The organism is Neobacillus niacini, assembly GCF_019749295.1.
In the GTDB taxonomy this organism is placed as follows: domain Bacteria; phylum Bacillota; class Bacilli; order Bacillales; family Cytobacillaceae; genus Neobacillus; species Neobacillus niacini_D.
The window spans coordinates 91,654-111,853 of record NZ_JACWFG010000026.1 but is presented as its reverse complement, the minus strand read 5'-3'; the positions used below and the strand labels follow the sequence as shown (position 1 = coordinate 111,853).

General features: G+C 39.1%; 16 protein-coding genes. 12 read left to right on the top strand and 4 right to left on the bottom strand.

Annotation, left to right across the window (positions count from 1 at the left end; translation table 11 throughout):
* The first annotated feature begins 269 nt into the window (after positions 1–269).
* Entirely contained in the window at positions 270–2,603 is a 2,334-nt protein-coding gene (locus H0184_RS25390; RefSeq protein ID WP_221830077.1) for a beta-galactosidase, read from the top strand.
* A gap of 103 nt (positions 2,604–2,706) precedes the next feature.
* Here H0184_RS25390 and H0184_RS25385 read toward each other — a convergent pair whose 3' ends face one another.
* Complete coding sequence (locus tag H0184_RS25385; protein WP_221830075.1) at positions 2,707–2,874, bottom strand: hypothetical protein; 168 nt, start codon at positions 2,872–2,874, stop codon at positions 2,707–2,709.
* A 213-nt stretch (positions 2,875–3,087) separates the two neighbouring features.
* On the opposite strand from H0184_RS25385, the gene H0184_RS25380 reads away from it, so the two are divergent.
* Positions 3,088–3,957: a 50S ribosomal protein L11 methyltransferase gene (locus H0184_RS25380; protein ID WP_221830072.1), complete on the top strand. Its 870-nt coding sequence runs from the start codon at positions 3,088–3,090 to the stop codon at positions 3,955–3,957.
* A 106-nt stretch (positions 3,958–4,063) separates the two neighbouring features.
* Here H0184_RS25380 and H0184_RS25375 read toward each other — a convergent pair whose 3' ends face one another.
* Entirely contained in the window at positions 4,064–4,975 is a 912-nt protein-coding gene (locus H0184_RS25375; protein WP_221830070.1) for a LysR family transcriptional regulator, read from the bottom strand.
* Positions 4,976–5,276: 301 nt separating this feature from the next.
* On the opposite strand from H0184_RS25375, the gene H0184_RS25370 reads away from it, so the two are divergent.
* The 10 genes from H0184_RS25370 (at position 5,277) to H0184_RS25325 (ending at position 17,507) form a co-directional block, all read left to right on the top strand.
* Positions 5,277–6,710: a sigma-54 interaction domain-containing protein gene (locus H0184_RS25370; protein ID WP_221830069.1), complete on the top strand. Its 1,434-nt coding sequence runs from the start codon at positions 5,277–5,279 to the stop codon at positions 6,708–6,710.
* A 256-nt stretch (positions 6,711–6,966) separates the two neighbouring features.
* Positions 6,967–7,731, top strand: coding sequence for an SDR family NAD(P)-dependent oxidoreductase (locus tag H0184_RS25365; protein ID WP_221830059.1), 765 nt, complete (start codon positions 6,967–6,969; stop codon positions 7,729–7,731).
* A gap of 25 nt (positions 7,732–7,756) precedes the next feature.
* Positions 7,757–9,352: a class I adenylate-forming enzyme family protein gene (locus H0184_RS25360; protein WP_221830058.1), complete on the top strand. Its 1,596-nt coding sequence runs from the start codon at positions 7,757–7,759 to the stop codon at positions 9,350–9,352.
* A gap of 33 nt (positions 9,353–9,385) precedes the next feature.
* Complete coding sequence (locus H0184_RS25355) at positions 9,386–10,708, top strand: MFS transporter (protein ID WP_221830056.1); 1,323 nt, start codon at positions 9,386–9,388, stop codon at positions 10,706–10,708.
* Positions 10,709–10,738: 30 nt separating this feature from the next.
* Entirely contained in the window at positions 10,739–11,302 is a 564-nt protein-coding gene (locus H0184_RS25350; protein ID WP_221830054.1) for an MreC domain-containing protein, read from the top strand.
* Positions 11,303–11,320: 18 nt separating this feature from the next.
* A complete protein-coding gene (locus tag H0184_RS25345) occupies positions 11,321–12,382 on the top strand; it encodes an alpha/beta fold hydrolase (RefSeq protein WP_260631789.1) in 1,062 nt (353 codons plus the stop codon).
* Positions 12,383–12,462: 80 nt separating this feature from the next.
* Positions 12,463–13,647 (top strand): M20 family metallopeptidase, encoded by a 1,185-nt coding sequence (locus H0184_RS25340; RefSeq protein WP_221830052.1) that lies wholly within the window; start codon positions 12,463–12,465, stop codon positions 13,645–13,647.
* Positions 13,648–13,734: 87 nt separating this feature from the next.
* Positions 13,735–15,465 carry a CocE/NonD family hydrolase gene (locus tag H0184_RS25335; RefSeq protein ID WP_221830049.1) on the top strand — a complete coding sequence of 577 codons (1,731 nt, stop codon included), beginning with the start codon at positions 13,735–13,737 and terminating at the stop codon, positions 15,463–15,465.
* A gap of 132 nt (positions 15,466–15,597) precedes the next feature.
* Positions 15,598–17,049, top strand: coding sequence for a 4-hydroxyphenylacetate 3-hydroxylase family protein (locus H0184_RS25330; RefSeq protein ID WP_221830043.1), 1,452 nt, complete (start codon positions 15,598–15,600; stop codon positions 17,047–17,049).
* Positions 17,050–17,213: 164 nt separating this feature from the next.
* Entirely contained in the window at positions 17,214–17,507 is a 294-nt protein-coding gene (locus tag H0184_RS25325) for a hypothetical protein (protein WP_221830041.1), read from the top strand.
* 71 nt (positions 17,508–17,578) lie between these two features.
* Here the strand turns inward: H0184_RS25325 and H0184_RS25320 are convergent, their stop codons facing one another.
* Both H0184_RS25320 and H0184_RS25315 read right to left on the bottom strand, forming a co-directional pair.
* Positions 17,579–19,450, bottom strand: coding sequence for an ABC transporter permease (locus H0184_RS25320; protein ID WP_221830039.1), 1,872 nt, complete (start codon positions 19,448–19,450; stop codon positions 17,579–17,581).
* On the bottom strand, positions 19,425–20,189 hold the full coding sequence (locus H0184_RS25315; protein ID WP_221830037.1) for an ABC transporter ATP-binding protein: 765 nt from the start codon (positions 20,187–20,189) through the stop codon (positions 19,425–19,427). The genes H0184_RS25320 and H0184_RS25315 overlap by 26 nt, the downstream gene beginning before the upstream one ends.
* Positions 20,190–20,200 lie beyond the last annotated feature (11 nt).

Below are 20,200 nucleotides of genomic sequence, written 5' to 3'. Positions count from 1 at the left end.
CCTAATGTCTATAGAGGCAGCTTAATGAGCAGATATAAGCGGAGAAATTCCGGTTAACGGCTCTAAATAAGACCAAAATCCAACGATTTGGATAAGATAAGCGGAAAAACTCCGCTTATCTTTAAGGAAATATGGGTATTTCCCAATCTAACCGGAATTTCTCCGCCTATTTTTCAATCACCAGTAAAATTTACATTCAGTCATAACTGAGAACAAAAAGCGGGTTAGGTCAAAAACCTGTTTGCCAATTGGATGGAGGCAAGTGTTTTATGATAGCATATAGTATCGATGTTAAAAATACGCAAAAAGAGATATACCCACTAGAGCCAAAACTTGGTGGATCCAATTTAGCAGGAGAAAGTTATAGCTTTACAAACTACTATATGGAGCAAAATGGCCGGCCGTTTTTCGGCATAAGCGGTGAGTTCCATTTCAGCCGATATAATAGTGCAAAATGGGAAGATGAAATCATTAAAATGAAAATGGGTGGGATTAATATTATCCCAACGTATATTTTTTGGAATCATCATGAAGAGGAACAAGGAATATTTGAATGGGAAGAAAATAAGAACCTCAGGGAATTTGTCAGGCTTTGCGGGAAGCATGGTATGAGAGTCATATTGAGAATTGGTCCATTTGCACATGGTGAGGCAAGAAATGGCGGAATACCGGATTGGCTCTTCGGGAGACCCTTTGAGCTTCGTTCAAATGATCAAGAATATTTGACATATGTGGAAAGGTTCTATCAAGAAATCGGAAAACAGATTCAAGGGTATCTCTTTAAAGAGGGTGGACCTATCATCGGAACCCAGATTGAGAATGAGTATGAACATGCAGGTGCACCGTGGGAAATAACCAATGGAACCGGTAATGAGTGGTTACCCGGCGGCAGAGATGGAGAGGCACATATTGTTAAACTAAAGGAGTTAGCCATCCAAGCTGGAATAGAAACACCCATCTATACGAGTACGGGCTGGGGAGGCGCAGCAGCACCTGTTGAAGAGGTACTCCCATTATGGGGAGGCTACGCGTTTTGGCCATGGATTTTCTATGGTGATGTGAAGGAGCACCCTGCTACTCCTGAATTTATCTTTAGAGACTACCATAACAACCATCAGAAGAACTATGGGTTTGATCCTGCCTATAGTCCTGAGAGTCTGCCATTTGCCTGCTGTGAAATGGGAGGCGGTATGACCGTTTTCTATAAATATAGATTCAAGCTGCCATATGAAAGTGTTGATGCGATGGCAGAAATGAAGGTAGCCGGTGGATGTAACTTTGTTGGCTACTATGTTTTTCATGGCGGCTCAAATCCGAAGGGGAAAAAGACACCTTTCTTAAATGAGAATGCTACACCTAAAATCTCCTACGACTACCAAGCGCCAATTGGTGAATTTGGACAAATAAGAGAGTCATATAAAAGATTAAAGCGTCAACACTACTTTTATCAAACTGTGGAGGAAAGCTTCTGTCGAACGAAAACAGTCCTTCCCTATGATACGAGAAATCTGGATCCATATGATATAGAAACGTTAAGGTTTGCTGTAAGAGCACATCAAGATTCTGGATTTGTTTTTATTAATAATTATCAGGACCATGTCGAAACAAAAGACCAAAAAGACTTTTCAATTACAGTTAACCTTGAGAATGAAGAAATATGCTTTCCTAAAACCGGCAGTATGTCGTTAACGAAGGATGAGTGCTGTATCCTTCCATTTAATTTGGATTTGAAAGGTATTAATCTTAAGTATTCAACCACTCAATTACTAACAAGCATAGACCATGAGGGTGAAACATACTTTTTCTTCTTTACTCCTAAAGGAATGAATGGTGAGTATTATTTTGAAAGTGATGAGATCCTAGAGGTAAGTGTAGATAAAGGAAATATCATTTCTGATGAACATACGTTGATACAAGTAAGTAATGAGGAGATTAGTCTGGTTGATATCACATTGAAATCGGGTAGAAGGCTTTATGTTTGTACGTTGACATATGAACAAAGCTTGAATTTTTGGAAGTTTCAATATAAAGGGAACGAACAGGTTATCATTACGAATGCAGCCATACTGGTAAGTGAAGAAAAGATAAGACTAGAATGCGAAGGTCTAGAGACGGTTGAAATAAAATCATTTCCTGGTTTTAATTCCCCGATTGTAATTGCGGGAGAGGAAATTTCTAGTGGGAACCATGGCTTATTCCAGGTAAATAAGAAAACACTCATTGAAACCTGTACAGACTTAGAAGTAAAAATGGTCAACCAAAATAAAGCTGTGATTGATTTTCAGCCCGAGGCTTTTGTCGATGTAAAGGAACTTCTTCTTCAAATTGACTATGTCGGCGATATTGGGTATGCGTTTATCGATGGTGAGCTCATTCATGATAATTTTTGTAATAATACTACTTGGGAAATCGGCCTGTACCAGCATAAACAAGACCTATTAGCAAAAGGAATGTATATTTATATCTCGCCATTAAAAGAAGGCAGCTTTGTGAAGAGTGATTCACCAATGGCAGCAAGAGCTGAGGTAATCAATAAACAAATTGCAGAGATTAAAACCATTAAGGTGACAGCAATTCGTGAACTTGAAATAGACATGGCATAAAAAAATTTAGAGAAATTACTAGTTGAGACATGAAAAAACAGACAGGGAATGTTTTCTGTCTGTTTTTATGGTTTCACCGTATTTTATCATGAGTTCAACATGGTTAGAGATTACCCTCATTAAAATCAGAAGAATCATTGTAATCGTACCGAAATCCATCTTTAGCGGAAGTGATATTCTTGTCAACCTGTACATTATCGGTTTTATCAAGTAAAAACTCTTCCATTTTATTTAATTCACTCTTCGATTTCTCGTTGTTAGACTTCACCAATGTTAGCCTCCTGCCATTAATTATTACATACCTATTGTTCCTGTAAAAATTTTAATTATTCTTTGTTGATGAATTGAGAGTTATATAGAAACATGATGTGAATTCCTTCACCATGCTTTCAGTGTTTGTCATGTAAGACGTTTTCATTTCCGTTCAACTGGCGATAATGATAAAAAGTATGATTTATAATGCCAGGTGCTAGGAGAATTAACAATGTATGAAATAACCGTAAGACTCCCGACAAAAAAAATCGAGAGAGTCATTACTCATTTATACCAAAAAGGCTACTACCAAACGTTTTATGAGGTTCCATTAGATGTCGTCACAGATGCCAACGGCTATGCCTTTGTTGAGAAAAGGGATGAAACAACAGAACTTAATATCTACATAGATAATTATATCGAAGCAAGGGAACGACGTCAGTTAGTAGAATTATTAGCCATTGATGAGTCCAGTCTAGTGGTTAAGGAAGTAAACGAGCTGAATTACCAGAAGACATTTGATGACATTTTCCTTGAGAAGGGCTGGATCATCACGACGCCGGATAGAAGGAATCTTTACGACAAAGAAAAGCGGATTGTACTAGACTCCCAAGGGAATTTTGGTACAGGCTATCATGAAACCACAAAAGACTGCTTGTCCTTCATATTACAAGATGATTTTACAGGGCTGCGAGTTGCGGATATCGGGGCGGGTTCAGGAGTACTAAGTGTTGCGGCTGCGCTAAAGGGTGCAGGTACGATTGATACATATGACATCCAGCCGGTCAAACGGGAAATTTTGTATCAGTGTGAATTAAATAGTGTGAAACCGGTGAATGTGTTTCAAAGTGATTTAATCAAGAATAAAAATCTAATCAATAAAAAATATGATTGGATCTTCCTTAATATCGGAACACAGGAAAATATAGATATCCTTAAAGCCCAAAGACTTTTAGAATGCAAGGACACTACATTTATAACCTCAGGTATGCTCCAATGGAATTTCCATAGGGTAGAGACTTTATTTATAAATGCAGGATTCACTTTGAAGGAAAAGAAACAAAGTAACGAATGGGTAACATGCCTTTTTAAAGCAAAATGAAAATAGCTTCCATTAAAAATGTTGATCTAAAAAAACCAGTGTCAGAACTCTTTGTTGGAAAATGGAGTTGTGACACTTAGTGTTGTAACATGGATTAATTAGCCTTCTAATTTTTAAACTCATTCAATCGTTCATAGGTTTCAATCAGAAACTCATAAAACAGTTCTTCCGTTGGAAGCAGATTACGTTCGGCTGGGTAAATAACACCGACTGTTCGAGTAAGTCTCGAATCTGAAAGGGGAATAACGACAGTAGATCGTGGTGTGTTATCCACCAATGTCATCTCAGGCATTAAGGCTACGCCCAAACCTGCAGATACTAACCCTTTTAATGCGTCAATATCTTTCCCTTCAAATGCTATATTTGGTGAAAAACCCACACTGTTACATGCTTGAACAACTTGTTCACGAAATACAAAGCCATCAGGAAGAACGCAGAAGGGGTCATTTATTAAATCACGTAATCGAATGGATGGCCGGTCTGATAATGGATGATGAAGAGGGATGAGGGCAACGATATTTTCTGTGAAAAGAATATCCCCTTTAATCTTTTTTTCTTTTTCCAGATTTGGCATGGGGGCAATCATCGCCAAATTATATTGACCATTTACAACACCATCGATTAATTTGTAATAAAGGGCATTGCTCATTTGAAATTTTGCTTCAGGGAAACGAGTACGAAAGGAATAAATGATGTGAGGCAATGTATGGGCTGCCATGCTAATCGGGAATGCAATACGAACGGTCCCTTTTTCAGGATTTAAATATTCTCTAATCTCTCTTTTTGAATCCTCCATCAAATACCACACTTGTTTTATTCGTTCATAAAAAATTTTGCCAAGAGGTGTTAATTTTACGCTCCTTCCCTCACGTATAAAAAGCTCTACACCTAATTCCTTTTCTAAATTGGAAATTTGTCTGCTAATGGCAGATTGGGCAATATGCAATGCATCTGCTGCCTCTGTTACATGCTCTCTTTTTGCTACTTCAAGGAAATATTGAATTTGTCTCGTCTCCATCTTTTCACCACTCCACGTTCTTACTTTTCGGCATAATTTTTATTAGAAATTTCAGAATGATTAATCATTACATTATAAGTTGTAAACACACTTTAGAAAAGGAATTCTAAAAATTTAATAAAGTTTTATATCCTAATACAAGAGAAACTGCTGCGGAAGCTTTTCTATTTTAAAGGATGTTTACCTTTTTTGTAGAATAATATAACAAAGATGATTCATTATCGAATCAGGCGGAAAATTTGATTCGAAAAGAAATCACTTCCTTTTTTTAAAAATCAAATACTTATTAGGGGGGAATGGATTGACAATCGAATCTATAAATACAGATTATTTATCAGAATGTATGAGACTTGATCATATAAACCAGTCTGATCTTGTAAACATTCTAGTTTCTATCTTTCAATCTAGCTATGATGGCATTTACGTGGCAGATCATAATGGTGATGGAATCATGGTAAATGCTGCGTACTCAAGGATTACTGGTGTTAAAAGTGAAGAATTACTTGGAAAGAATATGACGTCTGTGGTTAAGGAGGGGATTGTCTCTGAATCTGTTACAATAAAGGTTTTAGAAAAGAGGAGTTCCGTGACTATTATCCAATCCGTTCGAGATAAGGAACTCTTAGTAACTGGAAGTCCAGTATTTGATAAGAGTGGGAAAATCGCCTATGTAGTCACCAATGTAAGGGACATTTCGGACTTAAATCAAATAAAATCAGAACTGCTTCACTCTAGAAAAATGACAGATCAGTACATAAATGAAATTGAAGAATTAAGAAAAAGAGAATTAATACAAATGCACCTTGATGGGATTGTCGCTCAGAGCCAAGAAATCATGAAGGTTTTCCATCTGGCAAGAAAGGTAGCAAAGGTAGATTCAGGTGTTCTTATATTAGGGGAATCTGGCGTCGGAAAAGAAGTAATTGTTAACTACATACATCAAGAAAGCGACCGGTCAGCCAAACCATTGGTAAAAGTAAACTGTGCTGCAATACCAAGCCACCTGCTGGAATCCGAATTGTTTGGTTATGAAAGAGGGGCCTTTACAGGGGCAAACAGCCACGGAAAGCCCGGATTATTTGAACTCGCCCACGGAGGGACCATTTTTTTGGATGAGATTGGGGACATGCCAATCGACCTTCAGGTCAAGCTTTTACGGGTGCTGCAGGAATTTGAAATTATGCGTGTGGGGGGAACCAAAAGTATCAAAATTGATGTCAGGGTCATATCCGCCACACATATGAATTTAGAGGAAATGGTTAACAAAAATGACTTTAGAAGAGATCTTTATTATCGGTTGAATATCGTTCCTATTAAGGTACCTCCTTTAAGGGAACGGAAGGTTGATATTGTTCCGCTTGCTTTTTATTTTTTAAATAGAACCAATGACAAGAATCATTTAAATAAACGCTTTCATCCTGAAATTCTACAATTTTTTGAAGAGTATCACTGGCCCGGCAATATAAGAGAGCTTGAAAATTTTATTGAAAGGCTGGCTGTCATGACCGATCAGGATGAAATATCGGTAAAGGAACTCCCGCTTTATATGATTCACAGTAAGGGCTACACAAATTCTGAAAGTGGAAAGCTGAAAGAAACCCTTGCAAATGTAGAGCGAAAAATGATAAGAGAGCAGATGGAGTTATCAAAAACAACACGGCGTGCCGCAGAGGCTTTAGGAATTAGTCAATCAGCACTTGTGAAAAAAATGAAAAAGTTAGGTTTAACACTCTGATGAAAAAAGGAATCAAAGTTTTGAAAGGCCAGCATTTATTTGCTGGCTTTTTTATTATCTACACCTGTATTATTCCATGTTTTTACAGTGGAAATAGTTAGAATTTTATCTGTTTTTGTGAGATATTGTCGAAAAATTAATAATTTTCTATTTTATTAAAAAGTTGGCACGTTATTTGCAAGTAGAATAAGTGGATACATCGACAGTATTGTCAGTTTTTAAAATTGTAAGCAAGGACGGAAAGGGGTAGAAGGGTATGAGCATACCAAATTTTAATCTTAATGGAAAAGTTGCACTTGTAACAGGAGGCAGTAAAGGTATTGGTTATGGAATGGCCCATGCTTTAGGACATTATGGTGCAACTCTGATTATTTCCAGCAGGGGAGCAGAGGAAGGGGTTATGGCAGTTTCACAGCTAAAGAAAGAGAATATTAACGCTGCATATTTTCCTTGCGATGTGACGAAAAAGGATCAAGTAGATCAGCTGGTTAGTCAAATTGTGGAGCAATACGGCTCGCTGGACATATTAGTGAACAATGCTGGAATGAATATCCGAAAACCACTTCCTGAGATAGAAGAGAGTGATTGGGATACAGTGTTGGAAGTAAATCTGAAGGGGATTTTTCTCGTGGGGCAGGCTGTTGCAAAACAGATGATGAAACAAAATTACGGAAAAATCATTAATATCTCTTCGATTCTAGGATCCATTGGAATGCCGTTTCAAACATCCTATGCTGCCAGTAAAGGAGGCATTAACCAAATAACAAAAGTTTGGGCAGAAGAATTAGCTCCTTATAACATAACGGTTAATGCCATTGGACCAGGGTATATCAGCACGCCTATGACGAAAGAATGGCTTTCTGATCCGGAAAGGTCGGAAAAAATTATCAACTCTACCATGATTAAACGAATTGGTGAAACATCGGACCTGGTAGGACCAGTTGTTTTCTTCGCTTCTGATACATCAAAATATGTTACCGGCCAGGTGCTGAATGTTGATGGAGGATGGACCGCACGATAATCCAAAAGTTGCAGGAGGTACGAACATGAATATAACCAAGGAAATCCACTTTAATCGTGAAGTAAAGGTGTTCCAAAATAGGCCGCAGAATCTCTTCTCGATGCTCGAGAAATCTGTAGAAAAATTTGCAGACAAAGAGGCCCTGGTGATGAATGGGGTCCGGTTAACGTATAAAGAGATGAAAGCTAAAGTGGATAGAATTGCCGGGAACTTGCAAAAATCCATGTGTGTTAAAAAGGGGGACCGTGTGGCCCTTTTATTAGGAAACAGTATTGAATTTTGCCTGCTTGTCTTTGCTTGTGCCAAACTAGGAGCCATTGCTGTGCCGCTAAACACAAGATTAAAAGAGAAAGAACTTACCTTTATGCTGAAACAATCCGGCAGCAGGATTTTGTTTGTCGATGATGAATTCCTGCATAAGGTTGAAACCATGAGAGATGAGGATTCCATTTCAAGTATTGAATACTTCTTCTTAGTTGGAAATCAGGCATCAAAACGAAAAGATTATCTCCCTTATGAAATAGTAGAACAAACATCCAGCTTCGAGGAAGTAGTTGTATCGGAAGAAGATCCATTATTTATTATGTATACATCTGGAACGACCGGACTGCCAAAAGGAGCAATGGGCAGTCATTTAGGGGCAATTCACAGCGCAATGAATTATGAAATGGTGTTACACACCAATCATGAAGCCAAGACATTACTCGCTGTTCCTCTATTCCATGTTACGGGCTTAATCGGTCAGTTTTTTCACATGGTCAGAATAGGCGGGACTTCTGTCATCATGAGGAGATTTAATACCGAAGAGTTCATCCGATTGACGGCGGAGGAACATGTTACCTTTTTGTTTAACGTCCCAACCATTTACATAATGATGATGTCCCATTACCACTTTTCTTTATACAGTTATGCAAACGTAAATTGTATTGCCTATGGCGGGGCTCCGATGTCCTCAGAAACTATTTATATGCTGAAAAAATATTTCCCGAACGCCCACTTGCATAATGCATATGGAGCGACTGAAACCTCATCACCCGCAACGATTATGCCAAAATGGTATGACGATGCCAAAATGGATTCAGTTGGATTGCCAGTTCCTGTTGGGGAAATGAAGGTTGTTGACGAGGAAGATAAACCTTGTATGCCTGGTGAAGTAGGTGAATTACTTATAAAAGGTCCTATGGTTGTCGAGGGGTATTGGAACAATGAGAATGCTAACCAGACTTCTTTTCTCAATGGATATTGGCGGTCAGGGGATTTAGCAAGGATGGATCAGGATGGTTTTGTGTATATTGTCGATCGGAAAAAAGATTTAATCAACCGGGGCGGTGAAAAAATATTCTCCATCGAAGTAGAAAATGTTCTATATAATCATCCAAAGGTTTTAGAAGCTGCTGTCGTGGGCATTCCGGATGCACTTTTTGGTGAAGTAGTAAAAGCTGTGATTGTCCCAAAGGAAGGTGAAATCTTAGATAAGGACGAAATTAGAGACTTCGCAGCAGAGAGATTAGCAAATTATAAGGTTCCTAAACTAATCGAATTGGTATCGGAACTGCCGCGGAACCCAGGCGGCAAGATCTTAAAGAATGAATTAAGAAATCTTCAGCCAAAAGAAAATTAAATAAAAGATGCTTATCTAGGAGGAAGAGCGAAAATGTCTACTATTATGAAAAAAGCATGGGGATATCGGTATTGGGTTCTTGTCATTCTTTGGTTGGTCTATATTATTAACTATTTTGACCGGATGGCAGTCCTAACCTTTCTACCATATATTCAAAAAGATCTGAACTTAACCCCAGTTGAAGTCGGACAGCTGGCTTCTGTGTTTTTCTTTGCTTATGCAGCGGCACAAATCAGCGCAGGTTTTCTGGCTGATAAAATTGGGTCCAAAAAAGTCATGTATATTGCCGTAGTAGTCTTTACCTTTGTTACGGCATTAACTGGAGTAGTGAAAAATTTCGCGCAGTTTATTGCTCTTCGTATCGGCTTGGGTCTTGGGGAAGGACACCATTTTGCTCCTGCCATTCGTGCCATCAATAACTGGTTCCCTACTAAGGAAAGAGGAAGAGCCGTATCATTCTTTGCAACATCTTGGGCCGTAGCTCCTGCCATCGTCCCAGTAATCGTAACCAGTATTTCTATCTACTTCTTTAGCGGTGCCTGGAGACCGGTATTCTATGTTCTTGCCATTCCAGGTCTGCTAGCCATCATCCTATTATGGCGTTTTGTTGCAGATACACCTAAAGAAATGATTGAAAAAGGAAAGTTAAGTAAGGATCAAGATGTTGAGGAAGAGAATGTAGTCTCTAAAACGATGTCCAAGGAAGAAAAAAGAAAAAGCTACGGTGTTTTTATTAAAGATATTAATTTCTATGTCTTTACATTGTGCTTATTTTGCCAGCTGGCTGTTTATTGGGGAACAACCACATGGTTAACATCATTCCTGGTTACACAGCATGGGTTGAATCTTAAGGAAATGGGCTTGTTAGCATCTGCGCCTTATATTGTGGCATTCTTCGCGATGATGCTTGGGGGATGGCTGATGGATAATGTTGTTCACCGAATGAAGCCGGTGGCCTTAATTGGCTATCTTGGAAGTATTCCAGTTCTCTGGATGCTTGGTTCCGTCGAAAAAGGAAATACAGGTCTTTTACTGACATTGTTATTGCTAGTGGGCTTCTTTGTAAACTTAAACTTTGGCTCCATCTATGCGTATTTACCAAAACGCTATCCAAAAGAGATTGTCGGAAGTGCAACAGGTTTAGCAAATGGAATTGGCCAATTGGGTTCCTTTGTCTCCCCGCTAATCGCAGGTTATTTAGTTAGTGTTGGGGCAAATGGATCACAGGATTTTAGCAAGGTATTTATCTTTTTTGCTATCGTTTCAGCCATCGCGGCAATTTGTGCAATGATTCTAAGGGAAAAGAAAACCACTCCGGTTTCTGCCAAATTAGACGAAAAGAAAGCAGTAAGTTAAGCACTCAGAAAAATAAAGGGGAATCTGAAAATGGCAGACAACAAAGCATTTGATCCATATGAAACATGGAAAAGCTTTACGAATAACTGGGAAAAACAAGCGAATGACATGATCCATTTATGGACAAACAGTCGTGAATATGTAAACTTCTCACAGGGAGCTTCAGACCTGCAAATACGGTTTCAGGAGATGTTCCAAAAGAATCAACAGTTAATGGCCGAACATTTGCAGTTATTAACAAAAAACGATCTCGTAAATGCAGCAAAACTATCAATCCAAACAGAAGAAAAGCTTGATGCCCTAGAGGAACAAATCTGGGATGTCCAGGATTCCATCGAATCCTCAAAAAAAGAGTTCCGTAGTTTAATAGAGGTTTCCCATGACACCAATAAGCAAATCAAGCAGCTTAAAAAAGAGCAGCAAAGAAATAAAAAGGAGTTGGAAAAGATAGACGAAATCCACTTTGAACTTCTTGCGTTAAAGAGCGAATTAGCTGAGATGAATACTTTAAAAGAAGAGGTTGTTAGTCTTAGGGCGCTCTTGGAAGAAAATAATTCTAACAAGGAACGTGAATTAGCACTTTTATCTAAATAAACGGAAGGAGGAAGAATATTGGCAATAGAAACGGAGAATTCAAACGATCTGTCAGCTTTCAATTTTGAAAAAGAAATCGAGCGTTGGACAGAATTTACCAATGCCATCATGGGGCCAGAGCTTAGTGCAAATCACACCCCAAGAAAGCCGATTTGGAAGAAAAATAAAGCAACGCTGTGGCATTATGCGCCTGTTGAAAAGAAATATGAGATTCCTATATTTATGATTTATTCCTTATTTAACACCCCATCTATTCTGGATTTTGCCCCGGGATCAAGTGTAATAGAAGGGTTAGTAAACAATGGCTACGATGTCTATTTATTAGACTGGGGGATTGCACGACATGAGGATAAAGATATTAATATCGAGGACTATATATCCGATTATATTCAAAAAGGTGTGAAGAGGACATTAAGGCATTCAAAAGCGGATGAAGTGTCTCTGATCGGTTATTGTTTAGGCGGAACATTTGCAGCAATGTATGCCGCTATTGCAGAAGAACCAATTAGAAACCTGATTGTTGCAACCGTTCCTATCGATTTTAGTGTTTCGGCGCTCCCTGATAAATGGGAGGAAGCACTAAAAGGTGATGGGTTTAATGTGGATCGACTGATTGAGTTATACGGGGTCATTCCCCCTTCATATGTTGAGTCGATGTTCCGGTCTGTGACTTCCCCCATTTATAACAGTCCATATGTCACATTGCTAGCGAGGGCGAATGATAAACGGTTTGTAGAAAAGTGGAAGCGGATGAATAAATGGAATAGTGGTCATGTTCCGTTAACAGGCGGTGCATTTCGCCAATTAACCATCGATCTCTTTAAAGAGAATAAACTGGTAAAAGGTGAGTTCACTATCCATGGCCAAAAAGTCGATTTAGGAAAAATAAAAGAGAATCTGCTGGTTGTCAGTTCAAAAAACGATACCCTTATTCCCGAGGGTCAAAGCCTGCCATTGATGGATTTAGTTTCTAGTAAAGATAAAACCTATTTACGTGTGGAAGCTGGTCACGTTTCTTTAGCCATGACGGGGAAATTGAATGGAATATTGAATGATTGGCTTGGGGAGCATTCAAGTTAAAACTAGATTTAGGAAGATACTGTCCGTTTAAAGATTCACCCAAAAACGGGCAGTTTTATCTAAACAAGGAGGTATCTTTTATGTCAGTTTTGCAATCGAAAGTTTTTGATAGAATTGATGAAAAAGAAGCGGTTCAATTTTTACAGTCATTAATTCAGATTAATAGTGTGAATCCACCAGGAAATGAAAAAAAGGTTGCTGAGGCGATACAAACCTATCTAAAATCGACCAATCTCCAGGTTGAAGTAGATGACTTAGGGAACAACCGGGCAAATCTATTTGCGACCTATCACAGTGGGGGTAGAAATGGGAAATACCTGGTATACAGCGGCCATTTGGATACTGTTCCACCGGGAAAGGTGAAATGGGAGCATGACCCGTATTCCGGGGAAGTGGTTGATAACAAAGTATTTGGCCGTGGTGCGACTGACATGAAAGGCGGTGTTGCTGCCATGCTTCTTGCTTTGAAGTATTTGGATGAGGCAGGAGTGAAGCTGAATGGCAAGTTGCAGTTTGTCGGCACGGCAGGCGAAGAAGTGGATGGCTTTGGGGCAAAAAAGGTGGTCGAAAAGGAACAAATCGACAAGGCCACTGCCCTTGTTATATCAGAACCAAGCGAAAACCAACTTTTCCATGCCCATAAAGGGTGTTTATGGCTGGAAATCACCATATATGGAAAAACAGCACATGGTTCCATGCCGGACAAGGGAATTAATGCGATTTTAATGATGAATGAATTGATCAATCAGCTCCAAACCTATCAATTTGAATATACACCTCACGCCGTATTAGGTCATCCAACGTTAAATATTGGAACGATTGAAGGCGGAGTGAAAACAAATGTTGTCCCTGATCAATGCAGGATGACTGTTGATATCCGAACAGTTCCCGGACAGAGCAATGAGCAAATTATAAAAGATTTGGAGAATATGATTAGGTCTATTACAGCAAAATCAAAAGCAAATCATGAAATAAAAGTCTTAAACAATATGGCATCAGTGGGTACAAGCGAATCCGATGATTTTATTAAACTTGCAATTGAAACGGGTAAAAAGCATCTTAACCTGGAATTAAAGCCATCAGGTGTTAATTATTATACAGACGCATCCGTGTACTGCCCTCATTTGCAGGTTCCTGCTTTCATCTTAGGTCCTGGGATCCCAACACTTGCCCATCAGCCGAATGAATATGTGGAGATTGATAAGTTCATAGAATCAATTCGTTATTATATGGCGCTTGCCATCGAATATTTGGGTGAAAACTAGAAACTTTCTGTTAGGGAATAAGCCTCTTTAAGTATATTTTCTTTCTAGTGATTATAGTTATCAATATAAAGGAAGGAGGAGGCAGTAATGAGTAAAATTATTCATGAGAAAAATGTCCCGGCTGTGATGAGAGACGGTACTACATTGTATGGTGATGTGTTCCGGCCTGAGGGAGAAGGGAAATATCCCGTTTTGCTGCAGCGAACGCCATACAACAAGGCATTCCTCCCGCTCACCACGATGGTTTTGGACCCAATATCAGCTGCCCACGCAGGGTATGTCGTGATTATTCAAGACGTCCGCGGACGGTTCGAATCGAAAGGGGAGCCTTTTTACATTTATAAAAATGAGTATCAGGATGGATATGATTCAGTAGAGTGGGCCGCATCCTTACCATACTCAAATGGAAATGTAGGGATGTATGGTCTTTCGTATAAGGGGATGACACAGTTTCAGGCTGCAGCCATGCAGCCGCCGCATCTAAAAGCCATTTTTCCGATTACATGGGGAACCGATGCGTATATGTATCGAGGAGGCGCGCTGGAACTTGGACTATTAATTTCATGGTCGTTATCAACCATTGGACCGAATGCCGTTATAAGGGCGAAAAAAGGGAAAGAAGACTTTGGTCGGGAATTTATGAAGCTAGTTCACGCGATTGATCATATTGAAGAAGCCGCATTTAATCAATTACCGATTCAGGATAGCCAATGGCTAAAACTAGGAGATAGTTTCGCCTCTTTTGTTTACGATATTTTGGAACACGAGATAAGAGATGAATACCATCAGGAAATTGGTGTGAAAGAAAAATCAGAAGAGATCAATGTTCCTATATTTGGAATGGCGGGGTGGTATGATCTTCTATTAGGTCAAGACCTCGAGCATTATGAAACATGGAAACATAAAAAGAATACAATGCTGATGATTGGACCTTGGGCGCATGCAGGATTTGCGCCGCAGGTAGGAGAGTTAAGTTTTGGGTTAAGTGCATCCAGTTTACTGTTGGAACTGAAAACAGATTTAACGAGTCTGCAATTGAAATGGTTTGATTATTGGTTAAAAGGGATCAAGAACGGTGTTATGGACGAGGCTCCTGTAAAAATATTTGTAATGGGTGAAAATAAATGGCGTGATGAACAAGAGTGGCCGTTACGACGGACCGTTTATACTCCGTTTTATTTTGATAGTAATGGGAGAGCAAATACAAAGGATGGGGACGGATCCTTATCGATTGAATTTCCTCAGGAAGAGAGTTTTGACAGTTATGTTTATGACCCTGCCAATCCGGTTCCAAGTCTTGGGGGCAACCATTTATTACCTGCGAATTACCCGCGGGGTCCAATTGACCAGCAGCATCTTGAAGCTCGGGAAGATATATTGGTCTACACTAGTGAGGCATTAGCAGAAGATTTGGAAGTAACCGGACCGGTTAAGGTAGTCCTATATGCAGCAAGTACTGCAGTTGATACCGACTTTACAGCAAAGCTTGTCGATGTTCATCCGAATGGGAAAGCAATTAACATAGTAGATGGGATTATCCGCGCTAAATACAGAGAGAAAAATCAGCCAGCCTCTCTCATTACACCAAATGAAGTCTACTGCTATGAAATTGACTTGTTGTCAACCAGTAATGTATTCAAAAAAGGCCATAAGCTTCGCGTCGAAATCTCAAGCAGCAATTTCCCGCGATTCGACCGTAATACCAATACTGGTGAATCAGGTAAAGACAGCAAAGAATTAATATCCGCTCTCCAACGAATCTATCATAGTGAAAAATATCCATCGCACATCCTCTTGCCGGTTATTCCAAAGGCATAAAACTAGAGGGACACTTCAAGCCAAGAATCGTACCTTAAGGCTTTTCGTAAAGGTTATTTGATTATCTATTATTCTAGTGGTCCAGTCAGAAACGCTTTTAAAAACGTTTGAAGGATATAGGAGGAATAATTTATGATGACACCGGAACAGTATATCGAAAGTCTGCGCAGGCAGAAGAAGGAAGTTTATTTTATGGGGGAAAAGGTTGAAAACGTGGTGGATCATCCTGCGATGAGACCGCACATCAATGGTGCAGCTGTTACCTATAAACTAGGAACAGAAGAAGAGTATCAGCATCTTGGAAGTGCTGTTTCCCATCTAACCGGGAATAAGATTAACCGCTGGACACATATTCCACAGAATCAAGAGGATCTTGTTAAAAAAGCGATGATGCTGCGTGTTGCAGGCCAGATTACAGGGACCTGTTTCCAGCGCTGTGTTGGGATGGATGGCTTAATCACTCTTTACTCTACAACATGGGAAATAGATCAAGAACTAGGTACGAACTATCATAAGAGATTCAAAGAGTTTTTGATTGAAACGCAAAACAAAGATTATATGACAGATGGGGCGATGACAGATCCGAAAGGGGACCGTTCTAAGAGACCGTCAGAACAGCATGATCCTGACCAATATGTAAGAGTAGTAGAAGAAAGACCTGATGGCATTGTGGTTCGCGGGGCTAAAATGCATCAAACGGGAGCTATTAACTCTCATCAAATTTTAGTCATGCCTGGTATGGGAATGACGAAAGAGGACGAGGATTATGCCATTTCCTTTGCAGTCCCAGCAGATGAGAAAGGTATTATTTACGTATTTGGCCGACAAGTGAACGATAGCCGTAAATGGGAAGGTAAGATTGATCAAGGAAATGCCAAATATGGGGTCGTTGGCGGGGAAGCGATGATTATTTTTGAAGATGTTTTTGTACCATGGGACCGTGTGTTCCTATACAAGGAGACCAAATATACAGGCAAGCTGGTGGATCGTTTTGCCTCCTATCACCGCCAGAATTATGGTGCATGTAAGGCTGGAAATCTGGATGTTCTAATCGGAGCAACTGCTTCACTTGCAGGAATGCAAGGTACGATGAAAGCCAGTCACGTAAAAGATAAGCTTTCAGAAATGGCACATTTGGTTGAAACTATGTATAGTGGAGCCCTTGCTTGTTCCTTCAACTGTTCACAGAATGGCTGCGGTACGGCCTTTGTTGACCCTGTACTTGCCAATTCATCAAAATTAAATACTGCCCGCTATTATCCTGAAGTCACCAAGCTCGCCCAAGATATTGCAGGTGGTTTTGTCGCAACCATCCCATCTGAAAAAGAGTTCGATAACCCTAGAGTAGCCTCGTATATGCACAAATACTTTAGTACCGGTGAAAATGTAGATGCCATCGAACGCATTAAAATGGGACGCTTAGTCGAAAATATGACCGGCTCAACTCCAATTATTGAATGTATGCACGGTGCTGGTTCACCACAAGCGCAAAAGGTAGTCCTTCAGCGTTCAATCAATTGGAGAGATAAAATGAAATATGCGGCCGAAATTGTAAGAGAGCCTGAAACCAGTCCAACAAAATAATTTAGCTATAGTTAACGTACAGATTTATTCGTCTGTACGTTAATATATTTAACTTGTTTCTTACATGTATTAAACGTTTTGCTTTGTACTTTTTCTCGAATATTTTTAGGATACCTTGGTCAAAATACCATAGGTTACTAAATACGATGAAAAGGGGACAAATAATGAAGCAAATTTTGCAGCAAGTGAAAGAGGAACTAGAAAAAGCATATGATAATCCACAATCGAACAATTTAGATCAATGCCTTCTGCAGCTTCAGGCCGCAAGAGAAGAGTATGGCGATAAAGGTAATATGATTGAAAACTGTATCAAAGCGGTAACGCAAGCGAGAAATTCGATTGTGGCATTGGAGAATGCAGGAGATGTATCTTCTGGAGCAGCCTTTGGTCAAGCGCACAATGCGATTCAAAATGCGATAGAGTCTTACTCTGGTACAGATGATAATCAGTATGAATGAGGATGTCCCAAAAGCCTTGCTTTTGGACATCCTTTTTTATTCTTTCTGGGTTTAATCTTTATTAGTATATTTTAAAGTACATTTTTAATTTGCTTCGTATAGAAATGGCGGACGATGAAAAAGTAGATAATTTGTATCAGTAAGAATACACCTAACACCATTACAGATTCCTTAAATAGACTATAGAAAAATAGATGGGATAATGCTGTTAACGCAACGGCTCCATGCACAAGGGCCACGATGATGGGTGCGAAAAAGAGTATCGCTGTTTGTCTGTTTAATACCTTTTTTAACTCTTTCACGGTTAGACCCATTTTCGAGATTGATAAGAACTTTTGCTTATCTTCATCTAAGTCCATATATAATCGGAAGTAAAGGAAACTACCAGCTGAGACAAAAAAGACAATGCCGATAAATAATCCAACAAATAAAATAGGTCCGTAAAATTTCATGATTTCATAGATTTCGTATTCCACAGACATGATTTTATATCGTTCTATATGATTATATAGCTTTTCAGATGCAGCCATTATTCCAGACTCGCCACCTGTCACTTGCCAAGCATAAAAGCTCTGGTTTTGTATTGGTTCAGAGAGCTTTTCATAGTCAGAATCCGACACAATATAATAAGAATCATTTACTGGTAACGCTCTTGAGGAAATGACAGTTTCTTCATTTGGCTTTAATGTAACGCCTGAGTCCAATGGAATACTTTCCTCTGGAAGATGACTTTTCTGGCCAAAATTTGGTCCTTCATACTTTACAATGATTACTTGACCATCCTTTACCTCTACCTGCTTTTCATTTATTAAAGAGGCAAAAGCGTTAAAATCAGATTCCTTTGTTATGAGTCTGCTGTCATCTGCGATTTCATAGTAGTGCATCTCCATATGCTCTGAGTCTGCAGTAATCTTTTCTTCCTTTAAAGTTTGGTTAATAAACTCAACATCCTGTTTTTCTGTTTCCTTTTCAGAAGATTTATAAGAAAAGGTAGTAGCATTCACATCTTTAATGCCTGACGTAAGGAATGATTGGAATCCAAATAAGGTGCCAATTGCACTAAAAGCGACTGTTGAAACCATGGCGACCATAAAGAATGTGCGAGCATTATCCTTCATTCGAAAGGCCAAATCGGAAAAGAGAAGCATATTTGTTTTAAACCAGAAAATAGATTCCTTTTTTCGTAATTTCCCTATAATGTATACACTTAATTGGGTAAATAATAAATAGGTTCCAATGATAACAACGATAATGACAGGAAGCATAACAGCAACAACCATTGTTCCCTTTGCAAGTAATGCCGTTGTATAGCCGATTCCAAGGAGTAAAACTGCTAATAAGGTTAAGAATAGGTTCGCCTTTGGCTCGCCCTTGGAAATTTTATTTCCTTTAATTAGTTCAATCAACTTTTTACTTCGAAGAACATACGTAACAAATAAAGAGATTAAGAAAAACAAGACAATAAATGACACAAAGGTCATGATGATTGCCTGAGTTGGAAAATAAAAGGGTAATGCACTCTCAATAATTAGCACATTCTCAGCAATCAGCAGGATACCCTTCGCAAACACGACACCAAGGAATATTCCGCCAAGTGTTGCAAAGAATCCAATCAACATATTTTCTAAAAAAACCATCAAACGGATCTGCTTCATCGACATTCCTTGGATCATTAACAATCCAAATTCTCTTTTACGCGATTGCAAAAACGAGCTCATCGAATAAAGAATGAAGAAAAAAGAAAAGACATATATAATTCCGGCAGAGATGTTCATCCCTTTTGCCACACTTCCGTTCATCTCATTGCCGCTTAACGCAGGATGATTCGCAAAAATGGAAAAGGTAAAAAACACCATCACGGTAAATAAACTGCTAAGAAAATAGGCCGCATATAACCTTTTATTACGAATGACATTATTAAACGCGAATTGTCGAAAGGTCATGTGCATCGCCTCCCATTAAAGAAAGTGTATCGATAATCTTTTGGAAAAAGGCTTGGCGGTTATCACCACGATGAATTTCGGAATAAAACTTTCCATCCCGAATAAATACGACTCTGTTACAATAGCTTGCAGCCTGTGCATCATGCGTAACCAGCATCATCGTTGTCCGTTCTTTTTTATTTATATCCTCCAGCATTTCCATTACATCCCTTGAGGACTTTGAATCAAGATTTCCTGTCGGTTCATCGGCTAACAATAGCTTTGGGCCATGAATCATTGCTCTTGCAACTGCGGCTCTCTGTGCTTGTCCTCCGGATATTTCATAGGTGCGTTTTTTCATAATGGTGCTGATTCCTAGCTTTTCCGCGATTTCATTTGCTTTCTGCTTCATTTCCTTCACTTTTTTCCCATCTAATGTTAATGGAAGGACGATATTTTCTTCAACCGTTAAGGTATGAAGTAAATTAAAATCCTGAAAGACAAAGCCTAGCTCACGTCGTCTAAATTTTGCTAAGGCATCCTTTTTTAGTTGATGAGGATTATGCCCATTAATCAGAATTTCTCCTGTTGTTGGCTCATCAATCGTTGCTATCATATTTAATAGTGTTGTTTTACCACTTCCAGATGGCCCCATAATTCCAACAAACTCACCTTCATCTATTGTTAAATTGATATCTGTTAAAGCAGGATAAGCAATTTTTCCTTCGTAAATCTTACTTACTTGTTTTACATTCAACATCACAAGTTCAC